Genomic DNA, 16,284 nt, shown 5'->3' with positions numbered 1-16,284 from the left:
CAATTATTAAAACAGTTATAGCTGTGGGAGAAACAAAGTATATTTTCGTCACCGGTGGTGTTGCCTCTTCATTAGGAAAAGGTATCATCTCATCCTCCATCGGTAAGTTGCTACAAGCAAGAGGTTATAATGTAACCATTCAGAAGTTTGACCCGTATATCAACATCGACCCGGGAACATTGAATCCTTATGAGCACGGAGAGTGCTATGTAACCGTAGACGGACACGAAGCCGACCTCGACCTGGGACACTACGAAAGATTCCTAGGCATACAAACGACAAAGGCGAACAACATTACTACGGGACGCATCTACAAGAGCGTCATTGATAAAGAACGTCGTGGTGATTATTTGGGTAAAACCATTCAGGTGATTCCTCATATCACAGATGAGATCAAACGGAACGTAAAGTTGCTCGGCAACAAATACAAGTTCGATTTTGTAATTACTGAAATCGGCGGTACGGTAGGCGACATCGAGTCACTCCCCTACCTCGAAAGCATCCGTCAGTTGAAATGGGAACTAGGCAAGAACGCTCTTTGCGTACACCTGACTTATGTTCCTTATCTTGCCGCTGCCGGAGAACTGAAAACTAAACCGACACAACACTCGGTTAAAGAACTTCAGAGCGTAGGTATCCAACCGGATATACTGGTATTGCGTGCCGAACATCCATTGAGTGACGGACTGCGTAAGAAAGTAGCACAATTCTGTAATGTAGACGACAAAGCCGTAGTGCAGTCTATTGACGCGGAAACTATCTATGAAGTTCCTATCCTGATGCAGGCACAGGGACTGGACAGCACCATTCTTGAAAAAATGGGATTGCCGGTAGGTGAAACTCCGGGACTCGGTCCATGGCGTAAATTCCTTGAACGCCGGCATGCTGCAGAAACAAAAGAACCGATCAATATCGCTTTGGTTGGAAAATACGACTTGCAGGATGCTTACAAGTCAATCCGTGAAGCTTTGTCACAGGCTGGTACTTACAACGACCGTAAAGTAGAAGTACATTTCGTTAACAGTGAAAAACTGACTGACGAAAATGTAGGCGAAGCACTGAAAGGTATGGCGGGGGTGATGATCGGTCCGGGATTCGGTCAACGTGGTATCGACGGCAAGTTTGTTGCTATCAAATATACGCGTACACATGATATTCCGACTTTCGGTATTTGTCTGGGCATGCAATGTATCGCTATCGAGTTTGCCCGTAACGTACTGGGATTTGCTGATGCCAACTCACGTGAAATGGATGAAAAGACTCCGCATAACGTGATTGACATCATGGAAGAACAGAAGGCAATTACCAACATGGGCGGTACGATGCGTCTGGGTGCTTACGAATGTGTATTGCAGAAAGGTTCGAAAGTTTTTGAAGCTTATGGACAAGAACATATTCAGGAGCGCCACCGTCACCGTTACGAGTTCAACAACGACTACAAAGCACAATACGAAGCCGCCGGCATGAAATGCACTGGTATCAATCCGGAATCGGATCTGGTGGAAATCGTAGAGATTCCGGCTTTGAAGTGGTATGTCGGTACTCAGTTTCATCCGGAATACAGCAGTACGGTATTGAACCCTCATCCGTTGTTCGTGGCGTTTGTGAAAGCTGCTATCGAAAACGAAAAGTAATTTATAATTTGTAATTAAAATAAGAATGGATAAAAATACCATTACAGGTCTCGTTTTAATAGGTATATTATTGGTAGGATTCAGTTTTCTGAGCCGTCCGAGCGAGGAGCAGATTGCTGCACAGAAAAAATACTACGATTCCATTGCCTTGGTACAACAGCAAGAGGAAGCGCTGAAAGCGAAAACGGAAGCCGCATTGGCCAACAACAAGAAAGAAGCTGCAACAACAGCCGATTCTTCCGCCTTGTTCTTCAACGCCATGCACGGAACTGATTCTAAAATCAGCATCCAGAACAATGTAGCGGAAATCACTTTTGCAACAAAAGGCGGACGTGTATACTCAGCTACACTGAAAGAGTACATGGCACAGGATAAAAAGACACCGATTGTACTGTTCGACGGTGATGATGCTTCGATGAACTTCAACTTCTATAACAAGGAAGGGGCGATCCAGACAAAGGATTATTTCTTTGAAGCAGTGAACAAGACGGACAGTAGCGTGACTATGCGTCTGGCTGCGGATAGCGCAAGCTACATCGATTTCATCTATACACTGAAACCGGACAGCTACCTGATGAACTTTGAAATCAAAGCGACAGGTATGGCAGACAAATTGGCCAGCACTAACTATGTAGATATTGACTGGTCCCAACGTGCCCGCCAACTGGAAAAAGGTTTCACTTATGAGAACCGTCTGTCTGAGTTGACTTATAAAGTAACGGGAGATGATGTAGATAACTTGTCGGCTGCCAAAGATGATAGTCAGGAGCTGCAAGGACACATCGACTGGGTAGCTTTTAAGAATCAGTTCTTCTCTTCTGTATTCATCGCCGAACAGGACTTCGATAAGGTTTCCGTAAAATCAAGAATGGAACAGCAAGGCAGCGGATACATCAAAGATTATTCCGCTGAAATGAATACCTTCTTTGATCCTAGCGGAAAAGAACCGACAGAGATGCACTTCTATTTCGGTCCGAACCACTTTAAGACACTGAAAGCGTTGGATAAAGGCCGTACTGAGAAATGGGAGCTTCACAGACTGGTATATCTGGGCTGGCCGTTGATTCGCTGGATTAATCAGTTTATCACAATCAACGTATTCGACTGGTTATCCGGTTGGGGCTTGAGCATGGGTATCGTACTGTTGATTCTGACTATCATGGTAAAAGTCGTGGTTTACCCCGCTACCTGGAAAACGTATATGTCATCTGCGAAGATGCGTGTACTGAAACCGAAAATAGACGAAATCAACAAGAAGTATCCGAAGCAGGAAGATGCAATGAAGAAGCAACAGGAAGTCATGGGACTCTACAGTCAGTATGGTGTGAGTCCAATGGGCGGCTGTCTGCCGATGTTATTACAGTTCCCGATTTTAATGGCCTTGTTTATGTTTGTACCAAGCGCTATTGAATTGCGTCAACAAAGTTTCTTGTGGGCGGATGACCTTTCTACTTATGATGCATTCATCACGTTCCCATTCCATATTCCGTTCCTGGGTAACCACCTCAGCTTGTTCTGCTTGCTGATGACGGTAACAAACATCTTGAATACGAAGTATACAATGTCGATGCAGGACACAGGAGCACAACCGCAAATGGCGGCGATGAAGTGGATGATGTATCTGATGCCGATTATGTTCTTGTTTGTCTTGAACGATTATCCGTCAGGCTTGAACTATTACTACTTCGTATCGACATTGATTAGTGTGGGAACTATGATTCTTCTTCGCAAAACGACCAATGAAACGAAATTGTTGGCTATTCTGGAAGCGAATAAGAAGGATCCGAAACAAATGAAAAAGACCGGATTTGCTGCCCGCTTGGAGGCGATGCAAAAGCAACAGGAACAGTTGCAGCAGCAAAGACAGAATAAGAAATAAGGAGAATTTCCTGAATATATTCTGAGAAAGCCGGACACCTATTTTTGGTTGCCCGGCTTTCTTTCTCTAATAATTAATCGTATGAAAACTAAATATACTTATAAACAAATCTGGACTATCGCCTACCCTATTCTGATTAGCCTGATTATGGAGCAGCTCATCGGCATGACGGATACTGCTTTTCTGGGACGTGTCGGCGAGATTGAACTGGGGGCATCTGCCATTGCTGGTGTATACTACCTCGCTATCTTTATGATGGCATTCGGTTTCAGTATCGGAGCACAGATTTTGATTGCACGCCGTAACGGTGAAGGTAATTACAAAGAAATCGGTCCGATCTTCTATCAAGGTGTCTATTTCTTATTGGTAGTGGCAGCTATACTATTTACACTGTCTGTTGTATTTTCACCACATATCCTGAAGAATATCATTTCATCCCCACATATCTATAATGCAGCCGAAAGTTACATCCATTGGAGGGTTTATGGCTTCTTTTTCTCGTTTGTCGGTGTGATGTTCCGCGCATTCTTTGTAGGAACGACACAGACCAAGACGTTGACACTAAACTCAATTGTAATGGTGTTATCGAATGTGGTATTCAATTATATCCTGATCTTCGGTAAATTCGGGTTCCCGCAACTGGGTATTGCAGGGGCTGCTATCGGTTCGTCTTTATCGGAACTGGTATCGGTGATTTTCTTTATCATCTATACTTGGAAACGGATTGACTGCAAGAAGTATGCTTTGAATATCCTGCCTAAATTCCGGAGTCAGACGCTGAAACGGATTCTGAATGTTTCAGTCTGGACTATGATTCAGAACTTCGTCTCTCTGTCTACTTGGTTTATGTTCTTCCTTTTTGTGGAACATCTTGGAGAACGATCGCTGGCTATCGCCAATATAATCCGCAATGTATCGGGGATTCCGTTTATGATTGCAATGGCTTTTGCCGCTACCTGCGGTTCGCTGGTCAGTAACCTTATCGGTGCAGGCGAACAGGATTGTGTACGGGGAACTATCAGGCAGCATATCCGCATCGGGTATGTATTTGTAATTCCAATATTGATCTTTTTCTGTCTATTCCCGGATCTGGTTCTGAGTATTTACACGGATATGCCTGATTTGCGGGAAGCGTCTATTCCTTCTCTTTGGGTGTTATGCTCAGCCTATCTGGTTCTAGTACCTGCCAACGTCTATTTTCAGTCGGTATCCGGTACGGGAAACACGCGCACAGCCTTAGCTATGGAACTGTGTGTACTGGCAATCTATGTTACTTATGCAACCTACTTTATACTATATATGCGAATGGATATCGCATTTGCCTGGACTACGGAAAGTGTATACGGCATTTTCATTCTAATATTCTGTTACAGGTATATGAAGAAAGGAAACTGGCAGAAAAAGAAGATTTGAATCCTTTTTTCATTATCTTCGCAAGAAAATAAACATTTTATAAAATATATGAGACAAGCTAATTTATTTATGATGTCGGCAGCAATGTTGTTAGCTGCCTGCGGAGGCACAAAAGACGCAGGCAAAACAGACCAAGTACTTATCGAGAAATCGAACATTAAGATTGAAGGGAAACGCATGACTCCCGAGGCACTCTGGGCTATGGGACGTATCGGCGGATTCGCAGTATCGCCTGACGGAAAGAAAATTGCGTATACGGTGGCCTATTACAGCGTACCGGAGAACAAGAGTAACCGCGAAGTTTTCGTGATGAACGCAGACGGTAGCGATAACCAACAGATCACACGCACACCTTATCAGGAAAATGAAGTGACATGGATAAAAGGAGGTACTAAGCTCGCCTTTCTGAGTAACGACAATGGAAGCAGCCAGCTCTACGAAATGAATCCGGACGGCAGCGAACGCAAGCAACTGACCAACTACGACGGTGACATCGAAGGATATTCTATCTCACCGGACGGCAAGAAACTGCTATTTATCTCACAAGTAAAAACTAAAGAGAGTACGGCTGACAAGTATCCGGACCTCCCGAAAGCCACAGGTATCATCGTCACTGACCTGATGTACAAGCATTGGGATGAATGGGTAACGACTGCTCCACATCCTTTTATTGCAGATTTTGACGGTAACGGCATTTCAAATGTTGTAGATATTCTTGAAGGCGAACCTTACGAAAGCCCGATGAAGCCTTGGGGCGGCATAGAGCAACTGGCTTGGAATACAACTTCGGATAAGGTGGCTTATACCTGCCGAAAAAAAACAGGGTTGGAGTATGCCATTTCAACCAACTCGGATATTTATGTGTATGACCTGAATACCAAAGAGACGAAAAATATCACCGAAGAAAATAAAGGATATGATACAAATCCGCAATATTCACCGGACGGCAAATATATTGCCTGGCAGAGCATGGAGCGTGACGGCTACGAGGCTGACTTAAACCGCTTGTTCATCATGAATCTGGAGACGGGTGAAAAGCGTTTTGTCAGCAAAGCTTTTGAATCGAATGTAGACGCATTTGTATGGGGAGCTGACGCCAAGACTATTTACTTCACAGGAGTATGGCACGGAGAATCACAGATTTATGCACTTAATCTGGCGAATGATTCTGTTAAAGCCATTACTTCCGGAATGTATGATTATGAAGGGGTCGCTTTATTCGGGGATAAACTGATTGCAAAACGTCATTCGATGAGCATGGGTGATGAAATTTATGCAGTAGCATTAGACGGTTTGGCAACTCAACTGACACAGGAGAACAAGTTGATCTACGACCAATTGGAAATGGGTAAGGTGGAAGGTCGCTGGATGAAGACTACTGACGGCAAGCAAATGTTGACATGGGTAATCTATCCCCCGCAATTTGACCCGAACAAGAAGTATCCGACATTGTTGTTCTGCGAAGGAGGTCCCCAGAGTCCGGTAAGCCAGTTCTGGTCTTATCGCTGGAATTTCCAGATTATGGCAGCTAATGATTATATCATTGTTGCTCCCAACCGTCGTGGATTGCCGGGATTCGGTGTGGAATGGAATGAACAAATCAGCGGTGATTACGGTGGTCAGTGTATGAAGGATTATTTCACGGCTATTGATGAGATAGCGAAAGAATCGTATGTCGACAAAGATCGCCTGGGATGTGTAGGTGCCAGCTTCGGAGGATTCTCCGTTTATTGGTTAGCAGGACATCACGACAAACGCTTCAAGGCATTCATCGCTCACGACGGTATCTTCAACATGGAAATGCAATATCTGGAAACAGAAGAAAAATGGTTTGCTAACTGGGATATGGGCGGTGCATACTGGGAGAGACAAAACCCGGTGGCGCAACGCACCTTCGCCAACTCCCCTCACCTCTTTGTAGAGAAATGGGATACTCCAATCCTTTGTATTCATGGAGAAAAAGATTATCGTATCCTAGCCAATCAGGCAATGGCTGCTTTCGATGCTGCCATAATGCGTGGCGTTCCGGCAGAACTGCTAATTTATCCGGATGAGAATCACTGGGTACTGAAACCGCAAAATGGCGTTTTGTGGCAACGTACTTTCTTCGAGTGGCTGGATAAATGGGTAAAGAAGGCTCCTTCAGAGTAAGACCTCGAGTAAATAAGATAAACTCCGAAAGGTGAAAAATCAACGAAGGCTCTATTCTCAATCATTGAGTTCAGAGCCTTCTACATTACATCCGTCAAAATTCGCTAAATTTACTCCGAATATATATTTTTAATCTCTACGATATACATTTTATGAAATCCTCCATGAGCACCACCATACCATTTCTCCAATGATTCTTTGTCCAAAAAGCATTCGGGTTTGATACCGTCCGCATAAAGTTTCTTACATTCCAGACTTAAACGGGCTTGTTCAAACACCACATTACCTCCTTCCGTAAAAACAGGCTTCAGGCCGGTTTCTTTGACTTTATCTGTATTACGACCTGACTTTGAACCGCATACTGCATGAATTTTCTTATTTTCTTCTCCTAAAAAAGAAAGTGTCAAGTAATCACTTTTTTCAATGAACTCATAAGTATATCTTTCGGGACGGACAAAGACAAAGGCTACAGGCTTATTCCACAGCCACCCAATGCCACCCCAACTTGCTGTCATAGTGTTGAACTTCTCCTTTGTTCCGGCTGTAATCAGCATCCATTCTTTTCCGATAGCTTCGAAAAAGTTGTCTTTTAAGTCTTTTACTTCTAATTTCTTCATCTCTTTATACATTTATAATTACTTCTTCTTGCTTAGTTTTACTATTTCTCCCAAATAAGGTATTTCTACCGGGATCTTTCTTTTCTTTGCTTCTGCCGCAAACACTTTAGGAGGATCGTGCAGAGGCTCATCCGACAGATCAAAAGTTCCATAATGCATAGGGATAGTAAGTCCTGCATGCATTTCTTCTGAGGCAGTCAGGGATTCGTAAGGGGAAATATGGTTGGGACGCATAAACCAACGGGGTTTGTATGCACCGATACCTAGCAAAGCATAATCAGGAGCACCGAACAAATCGGGAATCTCACGAAAATGGCTGGAATACCCTGTATCACCACTATAATAAAGTGAGATATTGTCACCCTGCAACATAAAGGCTCCCCATAACCGTTGACCGCCGTCACGCACAGAACGTTTGCTCCAATGCTGTGCAGGAAGGAAGGTTATCTTTAATCCTTCGTCTTCTATCTGTTGATACCAACCTGCTTCAACAATTTTCATTTCCGAGAACCAACTTTGAATCAATTCACCTGTTCCCAAGCCGCAAAACAGTTTCATCTGCGGATTATTTTTCAGCAAATGGGCGATACTTCGTTTATCCAGATGATCGAAATGATCATGACTGACAAGGAGATAATCAATCTCTGTAAAAATGTCGGGATTCGCAGGAAACTCACTTTGCCGTTTTACAAAGGGAATATTTCCGAATACGGGATCGAACATGACTCTTTTACCTGCCAATTGGAGGAAGAAAGAGTTATGCCCCAGCCATATCAACGAATCTCCCACTACGGCATCCAGCGAACGAAGATAGCAGACCTTCGGATCCCACTTCACAGCCTTCTTTTCTTTACGCTGAGGGTTAGGCGACAAACGCCATTTCAATACACTGCCCATACCCGGACGGAAGCGGTGTTGTCTGTTAAAAAAGCGCCCGCGCACCATCGGATTGCCTCGCCAATAAGGATTGACAGTAGCTAAACGTTCATTTCTCCTGAAACATATATGTTCACCCATTTTTATACTTATCGAATACGTCTTTACAAACTTAATAAAAAATCCCGATTTACCATAGATAAGAACAAACAAAAAATGTACCCTGGACACACTATCAGGGTACATTTAGTTATAAAAGAATAAATATTATCCTTTTTTAATAGAATAACTTGGTTAAAAGTGGTGCAAACCATATAAAGGCAGTTGCCAGCCTAGTGCTGAAAGATTAATAATCATAATAACCGCACCCAATATCCACAGAATCAGTAACGACCACTTCAGCCCTGTCCCCATTGGTGCCCAATGGAACAACTGACGTAGAATCGTATATAAAAAAGCTCCCAAAGGAATACCAATCAAAGCAACCCCGGCAATCGTACCAAGTAACGTCATCATAGGAGTGACGGAAGCGATAGGTGTCCAGTCAATAGCAGGGAGTAATTCGTACAACAAGGCTCCCCCACTCACCGCTACGGCGATTGCTGCAAATACCAAAGCAACCAATACTATAGCAAGTACAAACAGCACCGGACAACAGATTATGACAAGAGCAACCAAGAATATCTTGAAGAAAACGGCAGCAATAGCCACAAACACGTCTCCTATCTTTTGCAAAAAGGTACGTGGTTTACCGGAATTCACATAATTATTTACCCCGTCCGCTACCCGTTCAAAACCGTCCGTCACCGTCTTGCCAATATTCTCAATCGTCACCGCTTCGCCACGCATACTTAATTTCTCGGCTGCTGTATGAGCCTCCGGTATCACAATCCACCCGACTATATAAAGTATAATCATCGGGCAATAAGGAACAAACACCAGTACAATCATCAGAATACGCACCAGTGTTATATCCCAACCGAGATATGCGGCCAATCCTGCTGCTACGCCCCCCAACAACTTACTGTCCGGGTCACGAAACAAACGACGTGGACCGGCAGTTCGTGTATATGTCTGACTGGCAGAAGATGATTGCTCTGTTCGTTTATTGGACTCGGCATCATCTTCGGTAATTCCAAAATCTTCCGGTTTACCTACACGGGCTATAACTTCTTCCACATCCTGAACTGTAACGACTTGTTTTCCCGCAGCTACTTTTTCAGCAAATAATTCGGCAATACGCATCTCAATATCATTTATAATCTCCTCCGCACTCTCTTGTTTACGAAAGTAATGCTTCAGATTAGACAGATAATTGTCTAACAGACGGTAGGCATCATCATCTATATGATAGACAGTTCCACCTAAATTTACGGTCAATGTCTTTTTCATTTCTATTATTTCTTTATTCTAATTATCTATTGGCTATGTGATTTACTGTTTCGGTCAACTCTTTCCAGGAAAGTTCGAGTTCTCCCAAAAAAGTTTCTCCCTTCTCCGTAAGTTTGTAGTACTTGCGAGGTGGCCCTTGCGTGGATTCCACCCACTCATAACTTAACAGATCATCATTTTTTAAACGCGTCAGCAATGGATACAAGGTACCTTCCACCACAATCAGTTGAGCTTCTTTTAACTTCTGAATAATATCCGAAGCGTAAGCAGGCTCCTTATGCAGCAAAAGCATGATGCAGTATTCAAGCATGCCTTTTCTCATCTGGGATTTTACATTGTCTACTTTCATTGTTCCTTTTCTTTTGAATGGCACAAATATATGTATTACTTTAGTACCTTGCATTACAAGGTACTATAAATTAATAATAATTAAACTATCAAAGAGAATTCACCTTATTACAAAAAGAAATAATAGCTATATTTGTATCCCATTAAACTACAAAAAACAGGTATGTTGACAATTCAAAAAGTAACGGTTGCCGATTGTGAGCTTATTAATAAAATGGCAGGCGAAGTATTCCCTGCAACTTACAAGGAAATCCTATCTCCCGAACAATTGGATTATATGATGGACTGGATGTATGCTCCCGAGAATATACGCAAACAGATGGAAGAAGAAGGTCATGTCTATTTCATAGCCTACAAAGAGGGAAAGCCCTGTGGCTACGTTTCTGTGCAGCAACAGGAAAAAGATATTTTCCACCTCCAAAAGATTTATGTCCTCCCTCATTTTCAAGGTAGTCATTGTGGCAGCTTTTTATTTAAAGAAGCCATTAAATATATTAAAGAAATCCACCCGGAGCCTTGCCTTATGGAACTAAATGTGAATCGGAATAATAAGGCATTGCAGTTTTATCAACACATGGGAATGAGAAAGTTGAGGGAAGGTGATTTCCCGATTGGAAACGGATATTACATGAATGATTATATCATGGGACTGGATATTTGAAACAAAAGAAATATAGCGAAATAAAAATAGGGTAATAAATGATTTATATAAATCATTTATTACCCTAGATTTTTTATAAGTATACTATGTTATCTACATATAATACTTATGCTACTTTTTCTAATTTCTTCATAATAGAGAAAATAAACAGAGCAGATAACAGACAGCAAACAATCAATACACTCCATACCATCCACAACTGCATACCACCCCACAGATAACCAATAATAGCAACCAGATAATTACCAATAGCAGTAGCCACAAACCAGCCGCCCATCATCATACCTTTATACTTGGGAGGAGCTACTTTCGAAACAAAAGAGATACCCATTGGAGAAAGCAGCAATTCAGCAAAAGTCAAGACCAGATAAGTGGAGATCAGCCAGTTGGGAGAAACCAAAACATCCGGATTAATGCCTGCCGCTTCTACTTCTTTCGGAGTAGGAAGTCCCAAAGACCCAATGGCCAGAATCAAGAAACCACATGCTGCAATCACCATACCAATACCGATTTTACGTGGTGCGGAAGGCTCTTTTTTTCTTCTGGCCAAATAGCCAAAGACAGCCAAAGATACCGGAGTCAAAGCCACAACGAAGAACGGATTAAATTGCTGGAAGATTTGAGGAAGGATTTCCACTGTCGGATCCATGGAAGAATAACTCCATATTAATATGCCAAGGGAAGCCAATACAGCGACACCGGCAATCGCTTTACCACGTCCTGTTTTAGACTGGAATAAAGAGAACGCACCATAAACTACAATAATCAGAAGAACCAGATTCCATACATCAAATCCGATACGATCAAGCCCTGTTACAGATTGAGTAGTATAATCACGCGCAAAGAATGTCATTGTCAAACCATTCTGGTGGAATGCCATCCAAAAGAAAATTACTACGGCAAATACCAGTAACAAAGCTACAATACGTTCTTTAGTCTGTGCCGGAGTCAGTTCCGGTTCATTATAGTTATTCACTGCTTTAGCTTGCTTAGAATTATAGTCTGCATGCTTGAACATTGAACGACAACAAACATAAATTGCCATTGAAAGAATCAAAGAAATACAAGCCACAGCAAAACCATAATTATAGGCTTCAGACAATTTCTCTATATAAGTGGAACAGAAAGCGGACATATCACCGGTAAAACCTTGCGCAGCCTGCAAGCTACTAAGAGTAGCATTTCCTTCCGGAGTAATAGTACCATTAAGGAATTGATGCGCCAACGAAGGAATCTGAGCATTATAGGTGAACCCTGCGCCACCTAATATGTAGTTAGTCACCTTGGTAGCAGCAGTCGGAGCAAACAAAGCACCCACGTTAATAGCCATATAAAACAAGCTGAAAGCTGTATCACGCTTTGAACTATACTCTGGTGAATCATAAAGGTTACCCACCATTACTTGCAAGTTTCCTTTAAACAATCCTGTTCCGCAAGCAATCAAAAACAATGAACCAAACATCATCATTTTACCAGTAAGATTTGCCGCAGTAGGAATCGCCAAAAGGAGATAACCGACAAACATAACAACAATACCTGTCGTTACCATTTTACCATAACCACACTTATCAGCTAAAATACCGCCTACAAGTGGCATAAAATAAACTGCTGCTAAAAATGAGCCAAAAATAGTAGATGTTTCTGCTGCTGTGTAACCAAATTTTGCTTGCAAGAAAAGTGTAAAAATAGCAAGCATCGTGTAGTAGCCAAAACGTTCGCCCGTGTTAGCCAAAGCTAAAGCGTATAACCCTTTCGGTTGTCCTTCAAACATATAAAAAGAATATTAGATTAATAAAATTGATATTTCCTGCAAATATATACTTTTTTTGATTTATTCAAAGAATATGTAGCCATATTTACTTCAGAATAAATTGAAATTACTCTGCAAACAGGACACAAATTTCCGCTTTCGCTTCATGTATTAGATCTTCCGGAGCTATTTTTATCTGAAGTCCACGCACACCGGCACTTATATAAATATACGGAAAATGCCGGCATGTTTCATGGATATAAGTAGGGAAATGCTTTTTCATACCAATAGGCGAACACCCTCCCCGAATATATCCGGTTAACGGCAAAAGCTCTTTCATAGGGATCAAATCACACTTCTTATTACCGGAGGCTTTAGCTGCCAGTTTTAAATCGACTTCATGCTCTCCAGGAATAACGCAGACAAAATATCCGCTTTTATCACCATGCAATACGAGAGTCTTAAATACCTGTTCTATATTCTCACCCAAACTAGCTGCTACGTGTACAGCACTTAAATCCTTTTCATCTACTTCATAAGGAATAAGCTCATAAGTTATTTTGGCTTTATCCAATAGTCGGGCTGCATTTGTTTTATTGATTTTCATTTTCGGTATGTTTTTAGCATAGATTAAAGCCCCAGTTCTTCGCGAAGAAACTTTGGCGTATATCCTTTAGTACTCTTCACTACCTCTTCCGGCGTTCCGTAACTTAAGAGTTCTCCCCCACCCTTACCACCTTCAGGGCCCATATCAATAAGGTAATCCGCCATTTTTATCACATCCAGATTATGTTCGATAACAATAACTGTGTTTCCTTTATCGACAAGTTTGTTCAGTACACCCATTAGCACCCGGATATCTTCGAAATGAAGTCCTGTAGTCGGTTCATCAAGAATATAAAGAGTTTTTCCCGTATCACGTTTTGAAAGTTCCGTTGCCAGTTTCACACGCTGGCTCTCTCCGCCGGAAAGAGTGGTAGATGATTGCCCCAGCTTAATGTAGCCTAGTCCGACATCCTGCAATACTTTAATCTTGTTCAAAATTTGCGGAACATTCTCAAAAAATTCAACGGCACGGTTAATCGTCATATCAAGCACATCGGCTATGGACTTTCCCTTGAAACGGACTTCCAATGTTTCCCGGTTATATCGCTTGCCATGACAAACTTCACAAGGTACATATACATCAGGCAGGAAGTTCATTTCAATCGTCTTATAACCGTTTCCTGTACATGCTTCACAACGTCCGCCCGAAACATTAAAGGAGAAACGTCCCGGTTTGTATCCGCGAATCTTAGCTTCCGGAAGACCGACAAACAAGTTACGGATATCCGAAAATACCCCCGTATAGGTGGCCGGGTTGGAGCGTGGGGTACGCCCCAACGGGGATTGGTCTACATTGACTACTTTATCTATATTCTCCAATCCTTCAATAGAATCATATTCCAAAGGATCTTGTAATGAACGGTAGAATTTTTGTAAAAGAATAGGTTGTAATGTTTCATTAATCAAGGTTGATTTTCCACTCCCTGATACACCTGTGACGCAAATCAGTTTACCTAATGGAAATTCAACATCAACATTTTTCAGATTATTACCTTTCGCGCCTCTCAACCAGATAGATTTTCCATTCCCTTTCCGACGTTTAGCAGGGATTTCTATCTTCATTTTTCCATTCAAATATTGTGAAGTCATTGTATTCGTCTTCAACATTTCCGTTGGAGTTCCGGCAAAAACGACTTCTCCACCGAGACGTCCGGCTTTTGGCCCCATGTCAATCACATAATCGGCAGCCAGCATCATATCTTTATCATGTTCCACTACAATTACGGAGTTTCCCATGTCACGAAGTTCTTTCAACGAATTAATAAGACGCAGGTTATCACGCTGATGCAAACCAATACTCGGTTCATCCAAGATATATAGTACATTCACCAACTGCGAGCCAATCTGTGTAGCTAAACGGATACGTTGACTTTCACCACCGGAAAGACTCACCGAACTACGGTTCAAAGCAAGATAATCCAATCCGACATCTAACAAGAATTTCAGACGCGTACGAATTTCTTTCAAAATTTCTACAGAAATCTTCTTCTGTTTATCGGAAAGATATACATCAACTTTCATTAACCAATCATATAATTCGCTGATGTCCATATTCGCCAATTCGTTGATATTTTTATCATGAATACGGAAGTGCAAGGCTTCTTTATTCAGGCGAGCACCTTTACATTCGGGACAAACAGTTGTTTTTGCAAATTGTTCTGCCCATTTCTGTGCCGTAGCCGAAGCGTCTTTCTCTTGTAACATCTGAATATACTTCACCACCCCTTCGTAAGTGACAAAATAATCAGAAGAAGTACCGATCAGCGAGCTTTTGATTTTTATACGATCATCGGAACCATACAACACTTCTTCAATTGCATCATCCGGCAATTCCTTTACTGGGGTCTTCAGTGTTGCATCGTATTTTTCCAACAAAGCACCGATTTGCCAGAAGATCATAGCATTTTTATATTTTCCCAAAGGTGCTATGGCTCCTTCATAAATGGATTGTTCACAGTCGGGAATCACTTTATCCACATCAATCTGATTGACTACTCCCAGCCCTTTACACTTTGGACACGCTCCCTGAGGAGAGTTAAATGAAAAATTGTGCGGTGCCGGTTCACGATAAGACAATCCGGTGACAGGACACATCAGTCGCTTACTATAATGACGGATACTTTCCGTCTGTGCATCCAGAATCATCAACAAGCCGTCTCCCTGACGCATAGCCGTCGCTACACTCTGTTTCAGTCTTCTATCATCTTTTTCGGTAACGACCAACTTATCTATTACTACCTCTATATCGTGATTCTTGTAACGGTCGAGTTTCATACCATGAGTAATTTCACGCACTTCACCGTCTACCCGAACATAGAGATATCCTTTTTTACGTATTTGCTCAAAAAGCTCCCTATAATGTCCTTTACGTGTACGAATCAAGGGAGCCAACAAATAGATTTTCTTTCCTTTATAATCTTTCAGAATCAGACCGAGAATCTGCTCCTCGGTATATTTCACCATTTCTTCACCGGACAGATACGAATAAGCCACTCCCGCACGAGCATAAAGCAGACGGAGATAATCGTATATCTCAGTAGTAGTTCCTACCGTAGAACGCGGATTTTTATTCGTCGTTTTCTGTTCAATAGAGATCACCGGGCTCAAACCGGTTATTTTATCAACATCCGGACGCTCCAGATTACCCAAAAAGTTGCGGGCATACGCTGAAAAGGTTTCAATATAGCGACGCTGTCCTTCTGCAAATATCGTATCAAACGCCAAAGAAGATTTTCCACTACCACTCAATCCGGTAATCACAGTCAAGCTATTACGGGGAATCTCGGCATCAATATCCTTCAAATTATGTACGCGCGCACCATACACATTAATATATTCTGTTTCCTGCATATTCATATTCTTCCATAAATGTTGCAAAATTAATGTTTCCGCCCGAAATATGCTCCTAAAAAAGCACAATATTATTTTCTTAACTCAAATCTTATGAAGATATAGGG

12 protein-coding genes are annotated in these 16,284 nt (G+C 42.0%); 5 read left to right on the top strand and 7 right to left on the bottom strand.

Translation table 11 applies throughout. The annotated features are described in order from the left end of the window. Positions 1 to 23 precede the first annotated feature (23 nt). The 4 genes from CGC64_RS11925 (at position 24) to CGC64_RS11910 (ending at position 7,077) form a co-directional block, all read left to right on the top strand. A complete protein-coding gene (locus CGC64_RS11925) occupies positions 24 to 1,634 on the top strand; it encodes a CTP synthase (RefSeq protein ID WP_022041676.1) in 1,611 nt (536 codons plus the stop codon). A gap of 25 nt (positions 1,635 to 1,659) precedes the next feature. After that, positions 1,660 to 3,513 carry a membrane protein insertase YidC gene (gene yidC, locus CGC64_RS11920; protein ID WP_005676259.1) on the top strand — a complete coding sequence of 618 codons (1,854 nt, stop codon included), beginning with the start codon at positions 1,660 to 1,662 and terminating at the stop codon, positions 3,511 to 3,513. Positions 3,514 to 3,594: 81 nt separating this feature from the next. After that, positions 3,595 to 4,926, top strand: coding sequence for a multidrug efflux MATE transporter BexA (gene bexA / locus CGC64_RS11915; RefSeq protein ID WP_005676260.1), 1,332 nt, complete (start codon positions 3,595 to 3,597; stop codon positions 4,924 to 4,926). A gap of 48 nt (positions 4,927 to 4,974) precedes the next feature. Continuing rightward, complete coding sequence (locus CGC64_RS11910) at positions 4,975 to 7,077, top strand: S9 family peptidase (protein WP_005676261.1); 2,103 nt, start codon at positions 4,975 to 4,977, stop codon at positions 7,075 to 7,077. Between the two features lie 110 nt (positions 7,078 to 7,187). Here the strand turns inward: CGC64_RS11910 and CGC64_RS11905 are convergent, their stop codons facing one another. The 4 genes from CGC64_RS11905 to CGC64_RS11890 form a co-directional block, all read right to left on the bottom strand. Continuing rightward, entirely contained in the window at positions 7,188 to 7,694 is a 507-nt protein-coding gene (locus CGC64_RS11905) for a flavin reductase family protein (protein ID WP_005680760.1), read from the bottom strand. 18 nt (positions 7,695 to 7,712) lie between these two features. Continuing rightward, entirely contained in the window at positions 7,713 to 8,711 is a 999-nt protein-coding gene (locus tag CGC64_RS11900) for an MBL fold metallo-hydrolase (RefSeq protein ID WP_032837671.1), read from the bottom strand. Between the two features lie 153 nt (positions 8,712 to 8,864). Continuing rightward, positions 8,865 to 9,962 carry a PspC domain-containing protein gene (locus CGC64_RS11895; RefSeq protein ID WP_005676265.1) on the bottom strand — a complete coding sequence of 366 codons (1,098 nt, stop codon included), beginning with the start codon at positions 9,960 to 9,962 and terminating at the stop codon, positions 8,865 to 8,867. Between the two features lie 22 nt (positions 9,963 to 9,984). Then, positions 9,985 to 10,311: a PadR family transcriptional regulator gene (locus tag CGC64_RS11890; RefSeq protein ID WP_005680758.1), complete on the bottom strand. Its 327-nt coding sequence runs from the start codon at positions 10,309 to 10,311 to the stop codon at positions 9,985 to 9,987. Positions 10,312 to 10,473: 162 nt separating this feature from the next. Between CGC64_RS11890 and CGC64_RS11885 the strand changes: the two genes are divergently transcribed. Next, positions 10,474 to 10,971, top strand: a complete 498-nt coding sequence (locus CGC64_RS11885) for a GNAT family N-acetyltransferase (protein ID WP_005676267.1) — start codon at positions 10,474 to 10,476, stop codon at positions 10,969 to 10,971. A 106-nt stretch (positions 10,972 to 11,077) separates the two neighbouring features. Here CGC64_RS11885 and CGC64_RS11880 read toward each other — a convergent pair whose 3' ends face one another. From CGC64_RS11880 to uvrA, 3 genes are all read right to left on the bottom strand, one after another. Beyond that, positions 11,078 to 12,742 (bottom strand): peptide MFS transporter, encoded by a 1,665-nt coding sequence (locus tag CGC64_RS11880; RefSeq protein WP_005676268.1) that lies wholly within the window; start codon positions 12,740 to 12,742, stop codon positions 11,078 to 11,080. Positions 12,743 to 12,848: 106 nt separating this feature from the next. Continuing rightward, positions 12,849 to 13,328, bottom strand: a complete 480-nt coding sequence (gene ybaK / locus CGC64_RS11875) for a Cys-tRNA(Pro) deacylase (protein ID WP_005676269.1) — start codon at positions 13,326 to 13,328, stop codon at positions 12,849 to 12,851. A 23-nt stretch (positions 13,329 to 13,351) separates the two neighbouring features. Next, on the bottom strand, positions 13,352 to 16,177 hold the full coding sequence (uvrA, locus tag CGC64_RS11870) for an excinuclease ABC subunit UvrA (protein WP_032855050.1): 2,826 nt from the start codon (positions 16,175 to 16,177) through the stop codon (positions 13,352 to 13,354). Positions 16,178 to 16,284 lie beyond the last annotated feature (107 nt).

This window comes from Bacteroides caccae, assembly GCF_002222615.2.
In the GTDB taxonomy this organism is placed as follows: Bacteria; Bacteroidota; Bacteroidia; order Bacteroidales; family Bacteroidaceae; genus Bacteroides; species Bacteroides caccae.
Note: the sequence above shows the minus strand (reverse complement) of the source record. Positions and strands in the feature narration are given on the sequence as shown.